Source organism: Treponema zioleckii, from assembly GCF_014737315.1.
Taxonomy (GTDB): Bacteria; Spirochaetota; Spirochaetia; order Treponematales; family Treponemataceae; genus Treponema_D; species Treponema_D zioleckii.
On the sequence record NZ_JPUF01000021.1, the window covers coordinates 37,245 to 55,539 of the forward strand.

Below are 18,295 nucleotides of genomic sequence, written 5' to 3' on the forward strand. Positions count from 1 at the left end.
TGCACAAATCGGAATTGAAAGAAAGAATGATGCAACTAATACTGAAAACACTTTTTTACTTGGATGCATTAAAAACCCCCACAAAATAATTTATGTCGCTGTATAATGCAATCGAAAACAGCAACAAAATAAAAAATATGCCAATACTTTGTATTATAGCACGACTTTTGGAAGAAATCTTAATTTTAAATATAGCTTCGAGAAAAGAAATAAGGACAAGCCAACCGTCCAAAATCGGAATTGGGAGAAGATTCATGATGAATAAGGAAAGGCTTATTAGTGCAAGCAATTGCAAAATTGAGGAAATGCCAGTTCTGAAATTCTCGCTGAACCCAGCTCTGCTTGTTGAGCCAAGCATTGTCGTGATTCTTGCAGGTCCGCCGACGGTTTCGGTGATTTTTACACCCTTAAATAATGTGGCGAATCCTTTAAAAGTAAGAGCGATTGTTTCTTCCGTTTGTTTCGCCGCCTGAACCACTGCTCCAAAAAATCCGTATCGTTTTGCTTCTCGTAAGATTCTTGAAGACGGGTTGTTCTCAACACCCAAAAATCCAGCTCCTGAGTCTTTGTCCATTCCGGAGTGAACGGTGAAAGTTAGTGCTTGCTCGTTCCGATTTACGAGAATCGTCAAGTCTTCGTTTCCTCGTGGCAATATAGCAGCTCTTAAATCGGCAAAATCTTCTATAATAATGTCATTTACTTTTGTAATTTTATCACCGCTTAAAAGTCCTGCTTTTGCGGCTGGCGAATCTGCCAAGTATTCGGGAATCAAAATCTTGTTGTCAGCGGCATAATAAGTGTAGCCGAGCATTGCGACAACCATGTATGCAAAAAAAGCAAAGACAAGGTTTGCAAAAGGACCTGCCAATCCTATAAGTCCTCTGTAAATTGGTTTTGTCCCGTAAAGCGAATCTGAATCAAGAATGACATTTTCTTCTTCTGCATCCTTTTCGCCTTTCATTGCGCAGTAACCACCAACCGGGAAAAGTGAAATCCTCCAGTCCGTACCGCGAAATTCTTTATGGAGCAGTATCGGCCCCATTCCGATTGAAAATGCCTCAACTACAACACCAGCCTTTTTTGCCATAAAAAAATGACCTAGTTCGTGCAGAAAGACAATCACGTTTAGGAGTATAAGCCCATAAATCACGGTGAGAATTGTATTTAAAACTATCATTTTGGTAAAAAACTTCTTGCGTAATCGCGGGCAAGGCTGTCAGTCTCAAAGATATCCTTTAAGTCATAAATTTCTTTTGACCAATCCTTTTCGAGAACCGAGCTGACTGTTTCTGGAATTTGCGTAAATCCAATTTTTCCATCGATAAATGACTGGACGGCAATTTCATTTGCGGCATTGAACGCGATAGGGTAGCAGTTATCGTTTCTTGCAGCGTCGTAAGCGAGTTTTAGCATCGGAAAATCATCCGTTCGAGGTTTTTCAAATGTCAAAGTTCGCTTGCACTCGTTGTTTGTAAAAAGACTGTCGGTTAAATCGAACGGCCGCATAGAATTGCGGTTTATTTTTGGCCAGTCTAAAGCCTGCAAAATAGGATGTTTCATGTCAGGTTCGCTGAACTGCCCGTAAACAATTCCGTCTTTTGTGCGGACTAGCGAATGAATTATGCTTTGGGGATGTACGACAACTTTTATTTGGTCTGCTGAAAGATTAAAAAGTCGTTTTGCCTCGATTACTTCAAGCCCCTTGTTTCCGAGCGTTGCTGAATCTATCGTGATTTTTACGCCCATGTTCCAGGTTGGATGTTTTAATGCATCTGCCACGGTCACGGTTTTTAGTTTTTCTGAATTAAATGTTCTGAAAGGACCGCCGCTCGCAGTGATTATCACGCTGTCAATATTTTCTTTACCGCATTGCTTTATCAAGGTAAAAATTGCGGAATGCTCTGAATCAACTGGAAGAATCCTGCAATTATGTTTTTCTGCCAATTTAAAAATCAGAGGCCCGGCCATTACGACCGACTCTTTGTTTGCGAGGGCCAAATCAATTCCGCTTTCTAGAGCTAATATTGTAGGCATGAGTCCGGCACTGCCTGCGATTCCGTTTACGATTATATCTGGTTTAGTATTGTCGATAAGTTTTTTTATACCGTCAGAGCCATCTTCCGAGGTAAGGAAAAATGGAGCATGGAATTCTGCTGACAATTTTTCAAGTGCTTCTTTTTTTGAATTTGCAGTCAACCCACAAACGCTAAAACGTTCGTTTTCGGAACGTATGATATCAAGCGTGCTTGTTCCAATTGAACCTGTACAACCGAGAACTAATACTTTCTTCATATTCTAAATTATAATTTATTATTTTGCCGTGAACAATAACGTATATGATAAATAGTAAATAGGGGCTGCAAATACGATTGAATCCAATGAATCTAGCATTCCGCCACGTCCTGGAATAAGATGCCCGCTGTCTTTAACACCACTTGACCGCTTAAAAACAGATTCTACCAAATCTCCGATTATAGCTCCCAAAGCGGTTAGCAAGCCTAAAATGACAACTTTTATAATTCCAGACGGAGCGTTTTCACCAAAAATAGAATTGTCGAGCCAAACAAAATGTGCGAAAACTCCGATTGCTACAGAACCTACGAAGCCTCCGCAGAACCCCGCAATACTTTTATTAGGACTTGCTTTTATAAATCCCTTGTTGTTTTTTCCAAAAAGATTTCCGAAAAGCCAAGCCAAAGAGTCGCAGAAAAAAACCATCAAAAGATAAACTGCAAGAATCATTCTTGAGTTTTCAATTATTGTCATTCTTCCAATGAATGCGGTAAAAAATCCGCAATAAAGAATTGTGAATGCAGAAGTAAGAATATTGCTGTTGGAATTTGAAAATTCGGTTGATGTTATGACCTCCCAAGCGAGGCAGACCATAATTGCCCCCATGAAAACGTAATTCATTAATGCTTCATGAAGACCAAAAATTGCATATAACGATGTCATAAGCGTCGTTAAGACTGTCATTGAAATAACTAGGACTTTTGGCTGCAATTTAAATTGCTTACTCAGCATATTGTGCATTTCGTTTGCGGCGAGGGCAGAAACCAAAATAAGCACAATATGAAGTGGAAGATGATTGTATACATTTATGAAGACAAGCCCGACAAATAATGGGACTCCTATTATAAATGTAAAAAGTCTAGGAAGAACCTTGTTCATATTTTTGTATGCTCCTTTGGTTGCAACGGTGTATTATTTTTATAGAAGATTTTTATGAATTTTGTTCTGGCACAGCACCAAAACGTCTTGTTCTGTGCTGAAAATCTTCTATATCTTTGTAAAATTCTTTTTCATCATAATCAGGCCAAAGAGTATCGGAAAAAATGAACTCTGAATAAGCACATTGCCAAAGCATAAAATTACTGAGACGTTTTTCACCGCCAGTACGAATCAACAAATCTACGTCTGGAATATTTGGAATATCCAAAGACTTAGAAATGGTCTCTTCTGTTATATCCTCTGATTTTGTGCCAGAACTGATTAGTTTTTTTACGCCGCGCACAATTTCGTCACGGCTACCATAATTAATGGCAAGAATACAAGTTGTACCTGTAAAATTTTCGGTATCTTTTTTGGCATTTATTATTTCTTTTTGAACATCTTCAGGAAGTCCTGCGAGATTTCCGATATGGTCAATTTTTATGCCATGTTTAATGTAAAAATCAAATTCTGCCCGTAGGTGGCTTCGTATCAAATTCATAAGATAGCCAACTTCTTCTTGGGCTCGTTTCCAATTTTCAGTCGAGAAAGTGTAGAGTGTAATATATTTTATTCCAAGCTCCGCTGCGGCAGCAACAATTTTCTTTGCTGAAGTCAAACCTTGCTTATGTCCCGCTGTTCTTGGAAGCATTCTTTTCTTTGCCCAGCGACCGTTTCCGTCCATAATAATTCCGATATGTTCTGGAAGTCCCTGAGCAATCAATTCGTCTTTTGTCATCTATAAATGTTCTAAGCGAGAATCTCTTTTTCTTTTGCGTCACAAACAGACTGAATGTCAGCAACAAATTTGTCTGTAAGTTTCTGAAGATCATCAGTTTCTTTTTTCAACTGATCCTCTGTAATCTCGCCAGCTTTCTGCTGTTTTTTCAAATCGTCATTTCCGTCGCGACGAACGTTACGGATCGTAGTTTTGTAATTTTCTGCAATACCTTTAGCCTGTTTTACAAGCTCTTTTCGTCGGTCAGCAGTGAGAGCAGGAATCTGAATTCGGATAACTTTTCCATCGTTTGATGGGTTTAATCCTAAGTCAGCAACCTGAATAGCTTTCTCAATTTCAGAGATAAGTGATTTGTCGAATGGAGAGATAACAACAGTGCGGGCTTCTGGAATAGAGATTGTCGCAACCTGATTCAAAGGTGATTTGTCTCCATAATAATCAACACGAACTTTATCAAAAATTGATGCAGACGCACGACCTGTACGGATTGTGTTCATTTCATTTTTGAAGCCTTCAAGGGTTTTTTCCATCTTTGATTTTGCGTCGAAAGCCATAATTTTCTCCTTTTATTTACAGTTTTTAAACAGTAATAAATTAAAAGGGCTGTCTGCAAGAAAGAATCTCAGGAGATTCTGTTCAGACAGCCCCGTTTTTAAGCGATGTTACTTACCAAGCACGAAAAGAATAACTTTCGCGAATGAAAGTTTTGCACCAACAGTCTTTGAAAGTTCTTCGAGTTTTTTCTCTACAGAAACTTTCTCATCATTGATGAATTTCTGGTCAACGAAACAAATCTCATCGAGGAGTTTTGTAACTTTTCCCTGAAGAATACCGTCTTTAACGTTCTGTGGTTTAGATTCCATTTTTGGATCAGCTGCCATCTGAGAAGCGAAGATTTCTCTCTGCTCGTCGATGAAAGACTGTGGAACTTCTTCTTTTCGAACGTATGAAGGTGTGTAAGCTGCAAGGTGGAGACAACATTCATTAGCAAATGCCTTTACTTCATCCTTGTCTGAGCCTTCGATTACAACAACTGAACCAATCTTGTTGTTGAAGTGAACATATGTTGCTGCAGCTGCATTAGCTGGAACTTCAATAAATTCTGCACGGCGAACAGACATGTTCTCGCGGAATTTGATTGCAATTTCATCGATGAGAGCTTTGTGCTCGTCTGTTGCACCAGATTTTCCTGCAGCCATTGTGATTTCTGCTGCTTTCTCTGCAACAGCGCCGAAGTCTGCATTGTTAGAAACAAAGTCTGTTTCACAAGTAACTTCAACAATTGCGATTTTATTGCCGTCTCTTTTTGCAACGATGCGTCCCTCGGCTGTAGCGCGGTCAGAACGTTTTGCCATTGCAGCAAGACCTTTCTCTTTCAAAATTTTCTCAGCTTCTGCCATGTTTCCATCAGCCTGCTGGAGTGCTTTTTTACAATCAAGCATTCCGGCACCTGTAGACTCACGCAAAGCTTTTACGTCAGCAGCTGTAAATGCCATTATAAATCCCCTGAAAATTATTTGTTGAATTTCTCTGCCAAATCTTCGTCATCGTCTTCGTCAGATTCGATGTCTTCTTCTTTGACTTCTGTAGGTGTATAGTTGCTGTAGTCAACGATTTCTTCATCATCTTTCTTTGTAGAAGCATCTGTAACAACATCGTCGTCGTTAAGGCTTTCGATGATTTTCAATCCCTGTTCGTTGTCTGCTTCGATAACTGCGTTAGCAATGATTGAAGTGAAGAGGCTGATAGCACGAATAGCATCATCGTTTCCTGGGATAGGGTAGTCGATTCCCTCTGGGTTACAGTTTGTATCAACAACTGCTACTACAGGGATTCCCATTCTGTGAGCTTCTGCTACTGCAATCTGCTCTTTGTGTGTATCGATAATGAAGATAACTCCTGGAAGCTCTTTCATTTCTTTGATGCCACCGAGGTTCTTCTCAAGTTTAGCTTTTTCTTTCTGGAATTCAGATACTTCTTTCTTTGTAAGATTGTCAAAAGTACCGTCTACTTCCATCTTCTCGATTTTCTTAAGTCTCTGGAGTGATTTTTTGATTGTAGTGAAGTTTGTAAGCATACCACCGAGCCAGCGGTTGTTTACATAATACATTCCACAGCGCTCAGCTTCTTTAGCGATAGCCTGCTGTGCCTGTTTTTTTGTTCCTACGAACAATACAGATTTTCCAGAAGAAACAATCTTGCGAACTGCTTCATAGCTGTCTTTAATAGCAGCGATTGTTTTCTGCAAGTCAATGATATGGATTCCATTGCGCTCTGCGAAGATATACTTCTTCATGCGTGGATCCCAACGTTTTACCTGGTGACCAAAGTGTACACCAGACTCAAGCAAACTTTTCATGGTTACAACTGCCATGAGTTTCTCCTTCACCGGAAAATAAAATTATTTTCCACCGTTCTCTAGTTCTCGTAATCCTGCCAAATAGACTAGGATTCGGAAGATATGCAGAATTCCTAAAGGATTCTGACAAGATTCATCATACAAATGAGTAACCTTGTTCTGTTAAAATATCATATATTTCAAACATAGGCAAGCCGACAACGGTATCAAAATTCCCGATAATTCTCTTTATTAGGGCAGAGCCTTTTTCCTGAATCTTGTAGCCTCCTGCAGCATCCTGCCATTCGTTTGTCGAAAGGTACCATTCAATGTCGCTTTCACTGAGCTTTTTGAATTCAACTTCCGTCCTGCAACTTCTTTGGATTATTTTTTTTGTGCTTGCGTTGGCAACGGCTATTCCTGTGATTACGCTTTGTGTTCGTCCGCTGAATTCTTTTAAGAATGTTCTAGCTTCCTGAATGTCTTTTGGTTTGCCGTAAAATTTATTTTCCAACACGATTGCCGTATCCGCTCCTATAACGAATCTTTCTGAAAAATCATAATTTTGAAGAATTGAGTGAACTTTTCTTGATGCAAGAATTTCCGGGACTTTTTCAAGATCTTTTTCTGTGAATGTCTCGTCGCAAAGCGGTTTTTTTACGTCAAATGGAATTTCAAAAAGATTCAGAAGTTGCCTGCGTCGCGGGGATGAAGAGGCGAGTATTATTTTTTCCATAATTTATAATTTGGTATTGAATAAAAAAAGGGATTGCAATTTGTGGTCACAATCCCTTTTAACATTAACAAACTGGATGTCTTGAATGTCTTAATTATTTTGCATCAGAAGTTGATTTTTTTGAATTGTTGCTTCCGCCTGATGACTGCAAAGTCTTTAAGAGTGCAAGAGCACGCTGTCTTACAGGTGTTACGTAGTGGTAATCTGTAGCAATTTTTCCAAGTTCCTGAATCATTGGCTGTTTGTTTTCAACTGTATCGGTAAGTTTCTCGTAAGCGATGATAACTTCCAAAGCCATGCTGCTTGTTGGGTTAAGAACTCGGTTTCTCTTGTTTGCCCAAGCGATTGTGTCTGTTACGTCATCACCATTGTTCATTCCGATGTTTCCCAATGAACGAATTGCAGCTGTCATAACCATTGGTTCGTTGTCTGCAAGAGCGATTTTCATAAGGCTCTGTTTTGCTTCTTCAGACTTTACTTGACCGAGAAGATCACAGGCTTTTGCACGGATATCAGGATAGTTGTTCATGATACGACCGTTTGTTCTTTCCTGTGTTGTAATTCCTTCGCCAGCAAGGTGGTCAAGAGCTGCCATCATGTCTGGTGTTACGTTTCCGCTGTTAACTGCATCTTCAAGGTACTGAAGAGCAACCAGTTTATTGTCACGCTCATCAGAATTTGACAATTCTGTGATTACGACATCCTGAACGCTGCTCAAATAAGTATCTTCTACTGTAGTTTCCTGCTTGTCTGCATTCTGTGCTGTTGCACCGAATGCAATGAAGAATGCACAGAGCGAGCCTGCAACAAATTTTAAAGGTTTCATTTATAATCCTCCTGGATAATCTCGGCTATGCACCGAATTACTTAAAATTATAAAAGATAATCTGCTAAAAAGCAACAAAAAGGATATTTTGCACTGTAAAAAATAAATCCTTTTTTAAGTTCTCCATATTGCGAGTCATAAGTTATGCAAAAATGGAGATTTTGCTCATTTTTTTTAATTTGTCAATCGGCGGAAGGTGCAGTTTCCATATTCCGTCAATTTTATTGAAGTAATAGTAGATTATGTCTGTGTTATCCTGAACTTGAACGGCTTTTATGTAGGAATCCGAAATGTAGCGGATTTCCGTCACTTCGCGTCCGCTCCTTGAAGGGATAAAAACGTACTTGAAATAGTCTTCGAGCGTCCTTAGCTGCAATCCCTTTATCGGAAGCCTTTTCTGGGCTTTTTTCAGGTTTACGCCCTGAGACCAGTATTGTGTTGAAGATGAGTCAACGTATTGAAGCCAAGTTTTGAAGTCCTTGTCTGCCATGACTTTTGCCAGGTCGTCTATGACTGCAAGAACGTTTGTCTTGTCTTTTTTAAAGTCGTCTTTTGAGACCTGAACGTCGCCGACCGAGCGTGCGTATTCATCTTCTTCGTTTTTTTCGTCGCTGGCAGGTGGTTCTTCCTGCACTTTAGGTTCTTCTTTAGGCTTTTCAGGCTCGGCTTTTTCTTTTTTTGCTCTTCGGCCTTCTTTTCTTCCTTTGCGGGAGCTTCTTCTTTTGGCTCTTGTTCCTTTGGAGGTTCAGGCTTGCTTTCTTCGGCAGGTTTTTCCTCTTTTGGTTTAGGCTCTTCTTTAGGAGGCTCTTCTTTCGGAGGTTCTTTTTCTGGTTCAGTTACTGGTGGAGTTTCTTCTTGTTGAGGAGATTCTTCTTGTTCTTCTGGCTGCGGAGTTTCTTCCTTAGAAGGCTCTTCTTTTTGCTTGACTTCCTCTGCAGGAAGTTCTTCTACGTGAGCTGTAGGCGCTGGCTCTTCTTGTACGCTTTGATTTTGTTCCTTGCCGATATTTTGCTGATTGTTGTTTTCGGTTTGAAAATTGGAATTTTCGCCGTCGTCAGTTTTTTTCGCGCATGAAAAAATCAGTAGTGAAGAGGCGAGTAAAAAACAGGTTTTTTAAGTTTCATAGTTTAGATATTATCTTACTTGCGAAGTTCCGTCAAATCTGATAATTTCGACAATTATGGTAGAAGCTATTTTTCCGGGCTCGTTTGATCCGCTTACAAACGGCCATTTGAACATAATTGAGCGGGCCGCTAAGATTTTTGACACTGTTGATGTTGTTATTGCAGTAAATCCTAAGAAAAATTCTTTTTTTACTGTTGAAGAAAGAATTGATTTTATAAAAAAACTCACCGCAGGCTATGAGAATGTTTTTGTTCACACTTGGGATAAGTTGATTGTTGATTATGCAAAGCAGAATGGCAAAAAAGTTATTGTTCGCGGAATCAGGAATCATGTGGATTATGATTATGAATTTGAGCTTTCGATAATGAATCACAGGCTTGCGCCAGATGTTGAGACGATTTTTCTTCCGACGGAGCAGAAATTTTCTATTGTAAAATCGAGTGCGATAAAAGAGCTTGCTTCGTTTGGCGGTGATATTTCGGGGATGGTTCCGGAAATCGTAAAGGACGCCTTGCTTGCGAAGCTGAAAGTTAACCGCTAACGAAAGCGAGCGCACAGAGTTGGCTTAGCCCGCTATGGAAGGGCGGCGGAGCCGTCCCGAAGGGATGAAGCCGAATGGCGGAACCCTGTAACAGCGGTTGCCGAAAGTGAATTGAAGCGCTGTCCGTTTGCGTTTTTGCGAATGCAAGTGGATTCGCTCCAATTCGCTTGGAATTTTTAAATCTGTTTTACTTCCGTGCAGTCTAGGTAGAAATAGTCGAAGGTGAATTTGTCGGTGTAGGCAAAGCGGCCGATGACTTCGATTTCGCTTCCGTCGGCTGGGTATTCACTTCCGGGCGGAAGGATGAACTCGAATCCTGCCTGGCAACATGCCGTGGCGTCGTACTGGATTACCGAGTGCAGCGTGGTTTTTGCCATTTCGTTGTAGTTTGAAAATACTTGCCCCTGAAATTTTACGGTTTTTCCGAGGTAATTTGGGCTTTCGAGAATCATGTTGAAACTTTGCGCGAAAATCATGGTCTGGCTCATTTTTGTAAAATCTACATCGACGGCGTTTTTGTTTTTTTCTTCTGCGACTTCTGAGGATTCTTTTAAGAAGTCGGTTTCTGGGCTAAGAGTTTGTTCCGATTCTGAAAAATCGGCTTCTGGAATGTCAATCTCGTTTGCCGTTGCGATTTCTTCTTGCTTTTCCTGCTTTTTTGTGCAGCTTGCGAATAAAAAAATCGTCGCTAGGGCAAGGAGCGGTTTTTGGATTTTTTTCATGTTCCCACCTTTCATTTTCTTTAATTTAAGTTAAAAATTGCTCCGAATGCAAAACTTAACCCGAATACAATTACATCTACCGCAACAATTGTGGCTCCGACCGGTGTTCCGAAGAGAATCGAAATTATGATTCCGAGGAGTGATGTTAGAACTGAAATTATTGCTGAGATTATCGTAACTTTTTTAAAGTTTTTCGCAAGTCTCATTGCCGACAGTGCCGGAAAAATTACCAGCGCGGAAATTAAAAGTGAGCCAACAAGTTTCATTGCGAGTACGATTATCACTGCGATAAGGCTGGCAATCAGAAAATTAAGTGCGGTTACTTTTACTCCGCATGTTCGTGAAAAATCTTCGTCGAATGTTATTGCGAAAATTTTGTTGTAAAAAATTATGAATGCCGAAACTACGACCACGGAGAGAATTGCCGAAAAAATCACTTCTGTCGTGGTGAGCGTTAAAATCGCTGTTGAGCCGAACAGGGTGGTGCAAACGTCTCCCGAAACGTTTGATGTTTGCGGAAAAATGTTCATTATTAGGTAGCCGAACGCCAGCGAGGCGATTGAAATCATTGCGATTGCGGCGTCGCCCTTGATTTTTACTTTTTTTTCGGTGCACAAAAGGAGTATTGCGCTCAAGAGCGTTACAGGAAGAATTATAATCATTTTGTCGGTAAAACCCGCAACGGTTGCGACTGCCATTGCCCCGAACGCCACGTGCGAAAGTCCGTCGCCGATGAACGAGAATCGCCTTAATACGAGCGTTACGCCAAGCAAAGACGAGCAGAGCGCTATTAGCGTTCCTGCAATGAGTGCGTAGCGCACGAAGGGAAATGTGAAATATAGCGAAAGCTTTTCGAATGCTTCTATCATTTGTTTTCTCCTAGCCTTACGATTTTGTTTGAGTATTTTTTTGCTGCGACCAAATCGTGGGTTATCATCAATATTGAAACGCCTTTTTCGTTAAGATTTTTGATTTCGTCGTAAAATTCTTTGCTTGATTCTGCGTCAAGTGCCGCCACAGGCTCGTCGAGCACGAGAAGGTTTTCTGTTGCGCAGAGCGCGCGGGCAAGGAGAACTCTTTGCTGCTGTCCGCCAGAAAGTTCCTTAAAACTTTGTTTTGCGAACGAATCCATTTTGAGGATTGCGAGTTTTTCGAGTGCGAGATATTTTTCTTTTTTTGAGTAAAACGGACGCAGCCCCATTTTTCCCTGAAATCCCGAAAGCACGATTTCGAGCACGCTTGCTGGAAAGTCTTTTTGAACGTCGGTGCGTTGCGGAAGATATCCTGTTTCTTTTTTTTGATATTCGTCTGTCCAAACGATTTCTCCGCTCACAGGAGGAATCAGCGAGAGTATTGTTCGGAGGAGCGTTGATTTTCCGCTTCCGTTTTCGCCGACTATGCAAACGTAGTCGCCGTGTTCTACCGTAAAATTAATGCCGCTGGCAACGGGCTTGCCATTGTAGCCGACTGATAAATCCTTGCAAATTAACATGTTGAACGTTCCTTTTAGTTTAGGGCTGTTTTTAAGACTTCTAGATTTTTTTTCATTATCACTAGATAAGTTATGCCTTCTTCGAGCTCTTTTTTAGTGATTGACTGCATTGAGTCAAGTGTGAGTATTTTCTGATTTTTTGATTTCGTGTTGGATTTTATTGATTCTGCAATTTTCTTGTCCGAATTTTCGAGCGTGAGAATTGATTTGAGTGAAAGTTCATCGATTTTTAAGGCAAGCTTTATAATTGTCTCAAAACTTGCTTCGCTTTCTGCCGAACAACCTGAAAATGCCGCAAAATAGTCAATTCCGTAATCCTTCATCAGATACATGAACGGAAATCTGTCGCCGAACAGGACTGCGTGATTTTTTGAGGTCCCACAAAGCTGTGCGTATTCGTTGTCAAGTTCGCAAAGTTTTTTTGAGTACGATTCAAGATTTTTTTCGTAAGTTTCTTTGTTGTTCGGGTCAAGCTCGCAAATCTTTTTTGCAATAATTTTGCAGAGAAAGTCTGCGTTTTTGAGCGAAAGCCAAATGTGCTCGTCGAATTCTTTTTCTTCGGTGCAAGATTCTTCCTCGCCCTCAAAATTCTCTTCTTCTTTTGCGAGTGCGCCGAGGGAAGAAAGCAAATTGAGTTGATTCTGATTTTTGTTCACGCTGTTTTTTATGGCGTCTTTTGCCCAGTCATCGCTTTCTCCGCCGGCAAAAATAAATAAATCTGCCTCGGAAACTTTTGCAAGTTCCTCAACGCCAGGCTGAAAACTGTGCGGGTCTGAGCCTTTTGTCATTAAAAAATCAACTTTTATTCCGTTCGAGTCACCGATTATGTTTTTTGTCCAATCGTAGAACGGAAAAGCTGTTGTGACGATTTTTAGTTCTTTTGAATTTTGTGATTCCAGTTTTTTTTGATTGCAAGAAATGCAAAAAATGATTGAAAAAATACTGATTGCCACAAAAACGCTTGCGAAAATCGCATTGATTTTTTTAAATTCATTTTTCATAAAATATCTCCGCAAAATGAATGAATTAGAGAACGAGGTATTTTGGTGATTTTTATTTTATAGAAGAAAATTATGAAAAATTCAGGACGTTATTTTGCTTTTTAATGTGACGGGTTGTTTTTTTTGTAAAGTTTATGAGCGCAAAAATTGCCGGAACTAATGTCCAAATCTCGGCAAGAATTGTTTTTGCCAAAAATCCTGCGTCGGTTTTGATGTTTTCTGATTGGTGTGCCAGAATTACGGCTTCAATAAGCAAACAGACAGCGCATTTGTTAGAGTCGTGTCCTTCGCTCGTGAATTTGTGCTGGCTTTCGAATGAATTTAAGATTAATGAAAAAAGAAAAGAGAAAATCAGGATTGAAAGCAAAAAAATCTTCGTTGATTTTTGTAATGATTTCAAACCGCCCAAAATTCCCCTCCTGTAAAAACTAAAAATCTTATAGCACTATAAAAATATAATGTCAAGTTTACGGCAGAAATTCCGCACAGGTTCGAAATGACGGTTAATGGTTATTCGGTGTACTAGTGAAGCACAACTTTTCAATGAAAACTTGTGGGAAACATGCAGGACTGACTTGTTGCTTTAAGTTTGCTTGCAACGTTCCTTTTTTTTGCAGAAAATTCAACGAATTTTCATTCTTCAAACTAAGTTTTCAGACCTTTGTGCCGATAAAATTTATATCCGTTCTTTTTTTAGGGGGCATAAATGGTTCGAGGATGGTATATCGGTTCAAGCGGAATGAATGCACAGCAGAACCGTCTCGATACAGTTGCAAATAACCTTGCCAACGTTGATACCGCTGGTTACAAGGCTGACACTATTATAAGCAAGTCTTTTCCGGAACTCCTTTTGAGAAGGGGCAACGATGACGGTCGTTACACAGGCGATTTTGGCTCTGCGGATAATGCGCCGATTGTTGGAAAGCTTGGTCTTGGTGTTGAGACGAATGAGAATTTTACTGACTTCAGTCAGGGTTCTTTCCGAATTACTGATGAATCTACGGATTTTGCTCTCGGCGGAAAAGGATTTTTTGCCGTGCAGACTCCAGACGGGGAACGATACACTCGTAATGGAAACTTCCATCTCGGAAAAGAAGGAATCCTTGAGACAAAAGATGGATATCCTGTTCTCGGAGAAAATGGAATAATCCGTTTGAGCGACAAAAAATTCTCTGTAAATGAGGATGGTGTTGTTCTTACAAAAGATGACGAGATTGTTGACCGCATGAAGGTTGTTCGCTTTGACAACGAACGGTATCTCCGAAAGATGGGAAATTCCCTTTGGTCATCTAATAATATTTCGGGCGAGGCTTACATTGCAGAAGGTAATGAACGCCCAAGAATGATGCAGGGCTACATGGAAACAAGCAACGTAAATGTAGTTAACGAAATGGTAAAAATGATTGAAGTTAACCGGGCATATGAGGCGAGCCAAAAAACCGTCCAGAGCGAGGATTCTATGATGAGCACGCTTTGGAATAAAGTTGCGTTGAGCCGCTAGTTTTAACCGATTTTTACGAGGAGATATAAATGGTACGAAGTCTTTGGACAGCAGCAACAGGTATGAACGGTCAGCAGGCAAACCTTGATGCTATTTCTAATAACCTTTCTAACGTCAATACAACAGGATTCAAACAGCAGCGCGCTGAATTTGAGGATTTGATGTATCAGACTGTAAAACTTGCGGGTACTCCTGCAACGGAAGATACAGTTACGCCTGTAGGAATAGAGCAGGGAGCTGGTGCTAAAGTTGCCGCTACTCAGAGAATCTTTACTCAGGGCTCTCTCCAGAACACTGGTGTTGACACGGATATTGCCGTTGTTGGTGACGGATTTTTCCGCGTTCAGCAGTATGACGGAAGCTACGCTTACACACGTGACGGTACATTCAAAATCGATATGAACGGACAGCTCGTAAATTCGAATGGTCTTCGCGTAATGCCAGAAGTCATTATGCCAGAAGGATTTGATATTCACACTTTGGCGATTAGCGATGACGGCCGTGTTTCTGTAAAGATTTTTGGTCAGGATGATCCGATTGACGTTGCTCAGCTTGAATTGTACAGATTTCCGAACAATGCAGGTCTTGAGGCTGCTGGAGACAATCTTTACAAAGTTACGAATGCTTCTGGTCCTGCAATTGCCGGTCGTCCAGGTTTCGAGGGATTTGGTGTGACAAAGCATAAATTCGTTGAGATGTCGAACGTTTCTGTTGTAAACGAAATGGTTCAGATGATTGTTGCTCAAAGAGCTTATGAGTTTAATTCAAAGGCAATTCAGACTTCTGACTCAATGCTTTCGACTGCCGTAAACCTTAAACGATAACCGATAAACGATAGTTTTTAGCAATAAAACAAGAAAGGCTGCCTAACCGATGTTTTGGTGAAAGGCAGCCTTTTTTATTCGAATTTTATTTTTTTTGGATTTTTTAGCGGTGGTCTTCGATTTCGGAGAAAAGTGCCTCGTACAAAGTTGCCATGTCAATATTCACGCGTTTTATGGAGTCGCTCATGCGGCGGGCGAGACACAAAAGCACCCTGTAACCGAGGACAGGTTCTTTTTCACACAATTCAAGGAATTTCTTTCCAGAAATTTTTAATGTTTTGCAATCAGTAACGGCCTTTACAGTTGCTGACCTGGTGTCTTTTCCGATTAATGCGGTTTCGCCAAAGAAAATGTTCATGTCGGAAGAAAGGTTTGCGAGGGCAATCGGGTCGCCGGATGGAGTGTTCCTAAAAATCTGCACTTTGCCGTCGGTGAGAATGTAGAACGAATCTCCCGAATCTCCCTCTTTTATGATTATATCGCCAGTCTTAAATTCGGTGGAAGAAAGTGCGTCGTAAACTTCTTTTAAAATTCTTTTGTCATCGCTGCTGTCAATCTTGAATTTGTTAAAAAGCTCCAGTTTCAGCATTTTTGGAAAAAAATCTTCAAAATCTGTTTTCATATTTTAGTCCTCTTTTTTGCCTTTTACGAAAATAGCTTTTGTGTGTGGCTGTATTATATAATCCGAAGGGGGCGTCAGAAGCGGTTCGTTGCTTTTTAATGTCTTTACCTTTTTTAGATTGTCAACGATTTTTCTCACGTCAGGATTCTTTTGAGCTTCGCGAACAGCGTCTTTTCGCCGCATGTAGAAATTTCCAGTGTTCAGCAGGAGTCCGATTAAAACAGCTCGCGTAACAGAAATTGGTGCAAGGCTCTTTACATAATCCTTGTAGGTTTTTCCGATGAACGATGGCGGAATGTCTTCGATAATAATTCCAGAAACTGCGTCGTAGCCAATAAGCTCCCGGATTACGTTCGAATATCCCATTCCGCTCGATGCCGTGGCAAGAAGACTGTTCTCGTAATCGCTCGTAAGGATTACTTCGTCGCAGTGTGCCATGTTCAAATGGTTTTCGAATTTTGAGTCGCAAAGTTCTGCAGCAACGTAAAGCTTTGGGTTCAGATTTTTCATCGTAAGGACCGCGAGTACTGTTTTTGAGTCCGTTTCGAGTGTTGAATATTTTGCGGTTTTGTCTGAAATAACGAGCGCGCGGTCGGCAGATTTGATTAAAGCGCGTTCGAGGGTTTCTTCATCCGAAAAATCTCCTGAAACGTATTTGGTTTCTTTGAATTTTGGCTGTGCTCTTAATTGCTCAATCTGCTCAGATTCCGCTTCGTTTACGAGAATCAGTTGGTCTGGCGTAATGTCTGGGTTAGAGGCAAGAACGCTCTCAAGGATTTTGTCAAATCCAGGTCTCCATCCGCAAAGTAAAAAGTGTCCGGTCATATTCTTCAATTTTTTTAATCCCCTGTCTTTTTTCATTTGCGCTTCCATAAAAACGGAAGCGATTTTTCCGGTAATCGTGCTAAAAAGCATTATTCCAGAAATCAAAATAATGAAGCTGCAAAGCCTTCCCATCGGCGTTACGACACAAATGTCGTAATAACCTGCCACGAATGCGATTATGAAGTTCCAAAAACTGTCGGCCATCGTGTTCATCGTAATGCCTGCTTCGTATTTGTACGTCAGCTGAATCATAAGGAGCATCAGGCATATAAAAACGATGCTTGCGTAAGTGAGCGGATTTTTTAAAATCTTCAAAACCAGTTTTTTGATTTGTTTTATTCTATTCTTGTTTCTGTTCCGTTTCATAAAAATCCATAAGTCCTATTTTAACTTCCAGAATAGTCATTTTGTCTTTTCAAAAAATGTTTTCTCACTGAAAGAATTCCGAAAATTACAAAGATGTAAAAAAAGGCCCCTAATACACCTCCAAAACTGTCGGCCATCCAGTCAAAAATAGATGCCGTGCGACCAGGAACGAGCGATTGGTGAATCTCGTCGATTATTCCGTAAGCACTTGTAATCAAAGCGGGGAGTGCGAACTGCCTTTTCGCTTTGATGTTGCAGGCGAACGAAACCCAAAATGAAAGCCCTGCGTAGCAAATTAGATGAACGACTTTGTCTGCGTTCCAAAAATCAGGCATGGATTCGATTTTTTCTTGGCTCGAAAGGTACCAGCTTGTAGAAAAAATCATGAGAGATGGAATCCATTTAAGTTAGTTTTTTATTTTTTTTGTGAATGTGGGATTTTTCATTTTGCCCTTTTTGAACTGGATTCTTTTATTGCGTTTTTGTTTGTTTCACGGCGTTTTCTTGCTGTGTCAATCATTTCTTCAAAATGTTCTTCCATGTGTGACAGAGACGGTTGTTCGGGACAGCGGTAAAAATCTTCGTTCACATAAGTCATATTTCCGCTTACGTCCATTAAAAAACCTGAGCCGAGAAGTTCTAGTGCATGTTCTTTGTTGCATATTGGGCAATACGCAATCTTCATCTTTAACTTTTTTGCCATCATCTTACATTATATACGAAAATTTAATTTCTTCAAATTTAATTGAAATTCCTGACAATCGTGCCGAAATTTAAGTTAACTGAGGTTTTTATGAACGAAATAAATTCAATTGGCGGGTTCAGCTCGATTACAAACGGCGAAAGTGCATATCAGTCTGCAAAAATTTCTTCGGAAAAAGGCAAATTTGATGCTTTGCTCTCTGAAATGAACTCTGCTGCAACAGAAAAATCTTCTGTCGGAAAAAATATTTCTTCTAGTCAGGTTGCCCGCGAAGGACGCTTGAATGGTGACTGGACTTCTGGATTTAGCGGTGCGTTCACGTCTGAGGCTGACAAAAAGGCGCTTCCTGTCGGTGCCGCAGCGAATCAGGCAAATCCTCACGTTCAGCCAAAAACTATTGACCGAACTTCAAAATTGTACGAAAAATCTTTGGAATTTGAGTCTTACGTCGTAAAAATGATGCTCAGCCAGATGCGAAAAACTGTCATAAAGGCTGACGGAGAAAGCAATTACGCAAAAAAAATGTACGAAGACATGCTTTATGATGAATATGCCACGATGATGACGAAAAATGCTGGCTTCGGACTTGCGGATCAGGTTTATCTTCAGCTTAGCCAGAATCAGCAGAACTTAAATTCTTAAAATCCTGAAAATATACTATTTTTAAAAAAAGGCTTTTTGAGCGAATAAAATCCTACAAAAAGCCTTTTTTTTTGCCAAAATG

General features: G+C 40.3%; 23 protein-coding genes. 4 read left to right on the forward strand and 19 right to left on the reverse strand.

The annotated features are described in order from the left end of the window. Positions 1 to 55: 55 nt before the first annotated feature. The 10 genes from JI65_RS07270 to JI65_RS07315 all read right to left on the reverse strand — a co-directional run bounded on the left by JI65_RS07270 (position 56) and on the right by JI65_RS07315 (position 8,483). Positions 56 to 1,177, reverse strand: coding sequence for a M50 family metallopeptidase (locus JI65_RS07270; RefSeq protein ID WP_191014715.1), 1,122 nt, complete (start codon positions 1,175 to 1,177; stop codon positions 56 to 58). Then, on the reverse strand, positions 1,174 to 2,292 hold the full coding sequence (gene dxr, locus JI65_RS07275) for a 1-deoxy-D-xylulose-5-phosphate reductoisomerase (protein WP_191014716.1): 1,119 nt from the start codon (positions 2,290 to 2,292) through the stop codon (positions 1,174 to 1,176). Before dxr ends, JI65_RS07270 begins: the two co-directional genes overlap by 4 nt. An 18-nt stretch (positions 2,293 to 2,310) precedes the next feature. Further along, a complete protein-coding gene (locus JI65_RS07280; RefSeq protein WP_191014717.1) occupies positions 2,311 to 3,171 on the reverse strand; it encodes a phosphatidate cytidylyltransferase in 861 nt (286 codons plus the stop codon). 52 nt (positions 3,172 to 3,223) lie between these two features. Next, positions 3,224 to 3,949 (reverse strand): isoprenyl transferase, encoded by a 726-nt coding sequence (locus JI65_RS07285; RefSeq protein ID WP_191014718.1) that lies wholly within the window; start codon positions 3,947 to 3,949, stop codon positions 3,224 to 3,226. Between the two features lie 11 nt (positions 3,950 to 3,960). After that, entirely contained in the window at positions 3,961 to 4,503 is a 543-nt protein-coding gene (gene frr, locus JI65_RS07290; protein WP_191014719.1) for a ribosome recycling factor, read from the reverse strand. Between the two features lie 108 nt (positions 4,504 to 4,611). Next, entirely contained in the window at positions 4,612 to 5,445 is an 834-nt protein-coding gene (gene tsf, locus JI65_RS07295) for a translation elongation factor Ts (RefSeq protein ID WP_191014720.1), read from the reverse strand. Positions 5,446 to 5,462: 17 nt separating this feature from the next. Next, the gene (gene rpsB / locus JI65_RS07300) at positions 5,463 to 6,323 is read right to left on the reverse strand and encodes a 30S ribosomal protein S2 (protein ID WP_191014721.1); all 861 of its coding nucleotides are present in this window, start codon (positions 6,321 to 6,323) and stop codon (positions 5,463 to 5,465) included. 121 nt (positions 6,324 to 6,444) lie between these two features. Next, a complete protein-coding gene (locus JI65_RS07305) occupies positions 6,445 to 7,023 on the reverse strand; it encodes a Maf family protein (RefSeq protein WP_191014722.1) in 579 nt (192 codons plus the stop codon). Positions 7,024 to 7,117: 94 nt separating this feature from the next. Beyond that, positions 7,118 to 7,849 (reverse strand): HEAT repeat domain-containing protein, encoded by a 732-nt coding sequence (locus JI65_RS07310; RefSeq protein WP_191014723.1) that lies wholly within the window; start codon positions 7,847 to 7,849, stop codon positions 7,118 to 7,120. Positions 7,850 to 7,991: 142 nt separating this feature from the next. Then, entirely contained in the window at positions 7,992 to 8,483 is a 492-nt protein-coding gene (locus tag JI65_RS07315; protein WP_191014724.1) for a hypothetical protein, read from the reverse strand. Between the two features lie 546 nt (positions 8,484 to 9,029). Between JI65_RS07315 and coaD the strand changes: the two genes are divergently transcribed. Further along, a complete protein-coding gene (gene coaD / locus JI65_RS07320) occupies positions 9,030 to 9,515 on the forward strand; it encodes a pantetheine-phosphate adenylyltransferase (protein WP_191014725.1) in 486 nt (161 codons plus the stop codon). Between the two features lie 176 nt (positions 9,516 to 9,691). Here coaD and JI65_RS07325 read toward each other — a convergent pair whose 3' ends face one another. From JI65_RS07325 to JI65_RS07345, 5 genes are all read right to left on the reverse strand, one after another. After that, on the reverse strand, positions 9,692 to 10,237 hold the full coding sequence (locus tag JI65_RS07325) for a hypothetical protein (RefSeq protein WP_191014726.1): 546 nt from the start codon (positions 10,235 to 10,237) through the stop codon (positions 9,692 to 9,694). A gap of 20 nt (positions 10,238 to 10,257) precedes the next feature. Further along, positions 10,258 to 11,106 carry a metal ABC transporter permease gene (locus JI65_RS07330; protein ID WP_191014727.1) on the reverse strand — a complete coding sequence of 283 codons (849 nt, stop codon included), beginning with the start codon at positions 11,104 to 11,106 and terminating at the stop codon, positions 10,258 to 10,260. Beyond that, positions 11,103 to 11,729, reverse strand: coding sequence for a metal ABC transporter ATP-binding protein (locus JI65_RS07335; protein ID WP_191014728.1), 627 nt, complete (start codon positions 11,727 to 11,729; stop codon positions 11,103 to 11,105). The genes JI65_RS07330 and JI65_RS07335 overlap by 4 nt, the downstream gene beginning before the upstream one ends. 14 nt (positions 11,730 to 11,743) lie before the next feature. Further along, positions 11,744 to 12,730 carry a metal ABC transporter substrate-binding protein gene (locus JI65_RS07340; protein WP_191014729.1) on the reverse strand — a complete coding sequence of 329 codons (987 nt, stop codon included), beginning with the start codon at positions 12,728 to 12,730 and terminating at the stop codon, positions 11,744 to 11,746. A gap of 70 nt (positions 12,731 to 12,800) precedes the next feature. Then, positions 12,801 to 13,139, reverse strand: a complete 339-nt coding sequence (locus JI65_RS07345) for a hypothetical protein (protein WP_191014730.1) — start codon at positions 13,137 to 13,139, stop codon at positions 12,801 to 12,803. A gap of 297 nt (positions 13,140 to 13,436) precedes the next feature. On the opposite strand from JI65_RS07345, the gene flgF reads away from it, so the two are divergent. Then, positions 13,437 to 14,231, forward strand: coding sequence for a flagellar basal-body rod protein FlgF (flgF, locus tag JI65_RS07350; protein WP_191014731.1), 795 nt, complete (start codon positions 13,437 to 13,439; stop codon positions 14,229 to 14,231). A gap of 29 nt (positions 14,232 to 14,260) precedes the next feature. Continuing rightward, positions 14,261 to 15,055: a flagellar basal-body rod protein FlgG gene (flgG, locus tag JI65_RS07355; protein ID WP_191014732.1), complete on the forward strand. Its 795-nt coding sequence runs from the start codon at positions 14,261 to 14,263 to the stop codon at positions 15,053 to 15,055. 103 nt (positions 15,056 to 15,158) lie between these two features. On the opposite strand, the gene JI65_RS07360 is transcribed toward flgG, so the two are convergent. From JI65_RS07360 to JI65_RS07375, 4 genes are read right to left on the reverse strand one after another with little or no spacing between them, the layout of a single operon-like run. After that, positions 15,159 to 15,677, reverse strand: coding sequence for a cyclic nucleotide-binding domain-containing protein (locus JI65_RS07360; protein WP_191014733.1), 519 nt, complete (start codon positions 15,675 to 15,677; stop codon positions 15,159 to 15,161). Positions 15,678 to 15,680: 3 nt separating this feature from the next. Further along, positions 15,681 to 16,868, reverse strand: a complete 1,188-nt coding sequence (locus JI65_RS07365; protein WP_191014734.1) for a TrkA-related ion transporter — start codon at positions 16,866 to 16,868, stop codon at positions 15,681 to 15,683. Between the two features lie 20 nt (positions 16,869 to 16,888). Beyond that, positions 16,889 to 17,254: a VanZ family protein gene (locus JI65_RS07370; RefSeq protein ID WP_191014735.1), complete on the reverse strand. Its 366-nt coding sequence runs from the start codon at positions 17,252 to 17,254 to the stop codon at positions 16,889 to 16,891. A gap of 56 nt (positions 17,255 to 17,310) precedes the next feature. Next, complete coding sequence (locus tag JI65_RS07375; protein ID WP_191014736.1) at positions 17,311 to 17,574, reverse strand: hypothetical protein; 264 nt, start codon at positions 17,572 to 17,574, stop codon at positions 17,311 to 17,313. Between the two features lie 87 nt (positions 17,575 to 17,661). Here JI65_RS07375 and JI65_RS07380 point away from each other — a divergent pair, with 87 nt between their 5' ends. After that, positions 17,662 to 18,213: a rod-binding protein gene (locus JI65_RS07380; RefSeq protein ID WP_191014737.1), complete on the forward strand. Its 552-nt coding sequence runs from the start codon at positions 17,662 to 17,664 to the stop codon at positions 18,211 to 18,213. The last annotated feature ends 82 nt before the right edge of the window (positions 18,214 to 18,295 follow it).

Coding starts and splice junctions, on each gene's coding strand:
- JI65_RS07335 (WP_191014728.1), bottom strand. CDS start 11,729: ATGTTAATTTGCAAGGATTTATCAGTCGGCTACAATGGCAAGCCCGTT.
- dxr (WP_191014716.1), bottom strand. CDS start 2,292: ATGAAGAAAGTATTAGTTCTCGGTTGTACAGGTTCAATTGGAACAAGC.
- flgG (WP_191014732.1), top strand. CDS start 14,261: ATGGTACGAAGTCTTTGGACAGCAGCAACAGGTATGAACGGTCAGCAG.
- JI65_RS07270 (WP_191014715.1), bottom strand. CDS start 1,177: ATGATAGTTTTAAATACAATTCTCACCGTGATTTATGGGCTTATACTC.
- JI65_RS07340 (WP_191014729.1), bottom strand. CDS start 12,730: ATGAAAAATGAATTTAAAAAAATCAATGCGATTTTCGCAAGCGTTTTT.
- JI65_RS07365 (WP_191014734.1), bottom strand. CDS start 16,868: ATGAAACGGAACAGAAACAAGAATAGAATAAAACAAATCAAAAAACTG.
- JI65_RS07280 (WP_191014717.1), bottom strand. CDS start 3,171: ATGAACAAGGTTCTTCCTAGACTTTTTACATTTATAATAGGAGTCCCA.
- JI65_RS07285 (WP_191014718.1), bottom strand. CDS start 3,949: ATGACAAAAGACGAATTGATTGCTCAGGGACTTCCAGAACATATCGGA.
- coaD (WP_191014725.1), top strand. CDS start 9,030: ATGGTAGAAGCTATTTTTCCGGGCTCGTTTGATCCGCTTACAAACGGC.
- flgF (WP_191014731.1), top strand. CDS start 13,437: ATGGTTCGAGGATGGTATATCGGTTCAAGCGGAATGAATGCACAGCAG.
- JI65_RS07325 (WP_191014726.1), bottom strand. CDS start 10,237: ATGAAAAAAATCCAAAAACCGCTCCTTGCCCTAGCGACGATTTTTTTA.
- JI65_RS07375 (WP_191014736.1), bottom strand. CDS start 17,574: ATGATGGCAAAAAAGTTAAAGATGAAGATTGCGTATTGCCCAATATGC.
- tsf (WP_191014720.1), bottom strand. CDS start 5,445: ATGGCATTTACAGCTGCTGACGTAAAAGCTTTGCGTGAGTCTACAGGT.
- JI65_RS07330 (WP_191014727.1), bottom strand. CDS start 11,106: ATGATAGAAGCATTCGAAAAGCTTTCGCTATATTTCACATTTCCCTTC.
- JI65_RS07380 (WP_191014737.1), top strand. CDS start 17,662: ATGAACGAAATAAATTCAATTGGCGGGTTCAGCTCGATTACAAACGGC.
- JI65_RS07360 (WP_191014733.1), bottom strand. CDS start 15,677: ATGAAAACAGATTTTGAAGATTTTTTTCCAAAAATGCTGAAACTGGAG.
- frr (WP_191014719.1), bottom strand. CDS start 4,503: ATGGCTTTCGACGCAAAATCAAAGATGGAAAAAACCCTTGAAGGCTTC.
- JI65_RS07305 (WP_191014722.1), bottom strand. CDS start 7,023: ATGGAAAAAATAATACTCGCCTCTTCATCCCCGCGACGCAGGCAACTT.
- rpsB (WP_191014721.1), bottom strand. CDS start 6,323: ATGGCAGTTGTAACCATGAAAAGTTTGCTTGAGTCTGGTGTACACTTT.
- JI65_RS07370 (WP_191014735.1), bottom strand. CDS start 17,254: ATGATTTTTTCTACAAGCTGGTACCTTTCGAGCCAAGAAAAAATCGAA.
- JI65_RS07310 (WP_191014723.1), bottom strand. CDS start 7,849: ATGAAACCTTTAAAATTTGTTGCAGGCTCGCTCTGTGCATTCTTCATT.